Genomic DNA, 2060 nt, shown 5'->3' on the forward strand with positions numbered 1-2060 from the left:
TCCAGGCGAAAAAGGGTATCCAGTACGGACTGGTGAGCGTCGCTCCGCCCTGTGAGTGTCCAGAACGGATTGCGCCGGTTCATGCCCAGCCGATCTGAGAGGGCATCAAGAGTGGCAAGGGAGGTGAAGCCTCGCGAAACTGCCATAGCCTGCTGGCACACAGCGAGCGAGTGCTCTGTGCCAAAGACCTGCTGTGATTTCCTCTGGAGGCGCTTGGCGTCGCGCTTGAGCGAGGTGAGATTACGAACAGCTTGCAGGGTTAAAAGGCGACTCAGTGAAGTGCTCATTGGGCTCCTTTGCGCCATATGCGGTGACGCCTTCTGGTTCGATGGCTGTGAACGGATGAGCCGTGGCTCAACCGGACAAAGCGCTGGATAGCGCGTTTACAGCCCACTCAGGACAAGATCGAGAGCTGGGCTTGGCGGGGTCATTCAGCCATGAACGCACAGCACGAACAGAGCAAGGTTTTTGAGTGTGTTGGCAGATCAATGCCGCGCTATCTGCCAGGGTTAATCCATGGGCGTCTAATAGCTTTTGATATCTAGTGCGAGTATCAGTCGGTGTTGTCATATGCAGCCTTTGGGGTCTTGAAGAGGCGGACAGGCACGTTTGCCACAGTGCGTTTCTCCCAACGGGAGCATTAGCAAGGGGTTGGACGCAGTCGGCCCAGCACGCGCAGGATTTCGTTTTCAAAGGCGACTTTTGCTTCGAGGTCGCCCAGCTGCGTATGCCGTTCTGCCACGCACCTCAGCAAGCCAGGCAGGTCACCGTGCCGGGGCAACTCCTGGCCGTTCGTGACCCGATAGCCTTTGTGATACGCCGTCGCGATGTAGCCCTGCGTCTCCAGCGAACGCAGGGCTTCGCGCACCGGCATCCGGCTGACCTGGAAGGCATCGGCAATGGCTTGCTGCGTGAGCCGTTCACCCAGTTCAAGTCGTCCGTCCATGATGGCTGCGCGCAGCGCTTCTTCAATGGTCTCGCGGGGCAGCGCTATCGGCTGTGCCAGACCGTGGGCCAGGCGCTCAAGCACCTGCTGAGCGTGCAGTTTTTGCGTTCTGTGGTTAATCATGTCCTTCACCTATTTAGGCCCAATGGGAGCGAAGCTGAGATTTGCGACACTTGGGCCTAAATGGACAGAGTCGTGGCGGTCCGCTAGGACGATCCCCCTGATCCTTGGATACGCACGGCGCATGCAGAGATACCGAGGCCATGGGAGGGTCTTCAAATTGAAAGAATGGGGATAGAAGTCGAGCAAAGCCGACCCCTTCGCAAAAGGCCTCGGTTGCACTCGGGTGTAGTTATCGCTAAAATGTTACATGTAACTATCTACGGAGGTTTAAATGCCTACATCCCATGTAAATGCCCGCGTTCAACGCCATCGCGACGCGCTGCGTGCGGCTGGCCTACGGCCCATTCAGATTTGGGTTCCCGATACCCGGCGGCCAGACTTTGCACAGGAGTGCCATCGACAGTGCCTGTTGGTTGCTCAGGCAGACATGGCCAATACCTATATGCAGGGGTTGATGGACGAAGCCTTAGGCGATGTTGAGGGTTGGACGCCATGATGCGAGGTGACCTAGTCACCGTCGCCATGCAAGGTGACTTTGGTAAACCAAGACCCGCCTTGGTAATTCAGGCAAACCAATTCAGCGAACACACCAGCGTTACCGTGCTGCCAGTGACCAGCACCCTAGTCGCAGCACCGCTGCTGCGCATCACCGTTCAGCCGACCGCAGAAAACGGCTTGCAGAAGCCTTCTCAGGTCATGCTAGACAAGACCATGACCCTCAAGCGCGAAAAAATAGGCCCGACTTTTGGGCATATCGGAGTGGATTCAATGGTGGAGGTGGAGCGCTGTTTAGCCGTGTTCTTGGGTATCGCCAATTGAGGGGTCCGGGGAGCAATGGAACAGCGAACCGACTTAAGGATAGTAGCTATTGGCCTTCTTTCTCCATGAGCCGAACCTAAGCGTCTGTCCGAAAGAGGATCTCTCAACGGACGCTAAGCAATCGATCGGTCAAGACCCGTAAATACGCTGCATTAGGGAAGGTCTGAAGTAG

General features: G+C 56.6%; 3 protein-coding genes and 1 pseudogene. 2 read left to right on the top strand and 2 right to left on the bottom strand.

Annotation, left to right across the window (positions count from 1 at the left end):
* Both ALO64_RS25820 and ALO64_RS01825 read right to left on the bottom strand, forming a co-directional pair.
* A pseudogene (locus ALO64_RS25820) lies at positions 1-287 on the bottom strand (hypothetical protein); the annotation flags it as partial.
* A gap of 353 nt (positions 288-640) precedes the next feature.
* The gene (locus tag ALO64_RS01825; RefSeq protein WP_044345844.1) at positions 641-1069 is read right to left on the bottom strand and encodes a GntR family transcriptional regulator; all 429 of its coding nucleotides are present in this window, start codon (positions 1067-1069) and stop codon (positions 641-643) included.
* Positions 1070-1340: 271 nt separating this feature from the next.
* Here ALO64_RS01825 and ALO64_RS01830 point away from each other — a divergent pair, with 271 nt between their 5' ends.
* Together ALO64_RS01830 and ALO64_RS01835 are read left to right on the top strand one after the other, a co-directional pair.
* Positions 1341-1565 (top strand): antitoxin MazE family protein, encoded by a 225-nt coding sequence (locus ALO64_RS01830; RefSeq protein ID WP_044325016.1) that lies wholly within the window; start codon positions 1341-1343, stop codon positions 1563-1565.
* A complete protein-coding gene (locus ALO64_RS01835; RefSeq protein ID WP_003319696.1) occupies positions 1562-1888 on the top strand; it encodes a type II toxin-antitoxin system PemK/MazF family toxin in 327 nt (108 codons plus the stop codon). The genes ALO64_RS01830 and ALO64_RS01835 overlap by 4 nt, the downstream gene beginning before the upstream one ends.
* Positions 1889-2060: the final 172 nt, after the last annotated feature.

It is taken from the genome of Pseudomonas meliae (assembly GCF_001400515.1).
Classification (GTDB): Bacteria; Pseudomonadota; Gammaproteobacteria; order Pseudomonadales; family Pseudomonadaceae; genus Aquipseudomonas; species Aquipseudomonas amygdali.

Excerpts from the sequence above, each read along its gene's own strand:
- ALO64_RS01835 (WP_003319696.1), top strand. The coding sequence starts at position 1,562 with ATGATGCGAGGTGACCTAGTCACCGTCGCCATGCAAGGTGACTTTGGT.
- ALO64_RS01825 (WP_044345844.1), bottom strand. The coding sequence starts at position 1,069 with ATGATTAACCACAGAACGCAAAAACTGCACGCTCAGCAGGTGCTTGAG.
- ALO64_RS01830 (WP_044325016.1), top strand. The coding sequence starts at position 1,341 with ATGCCTACATCCCATGTAAATGCCCGCGTTCAACGCCATCGCGACGCG.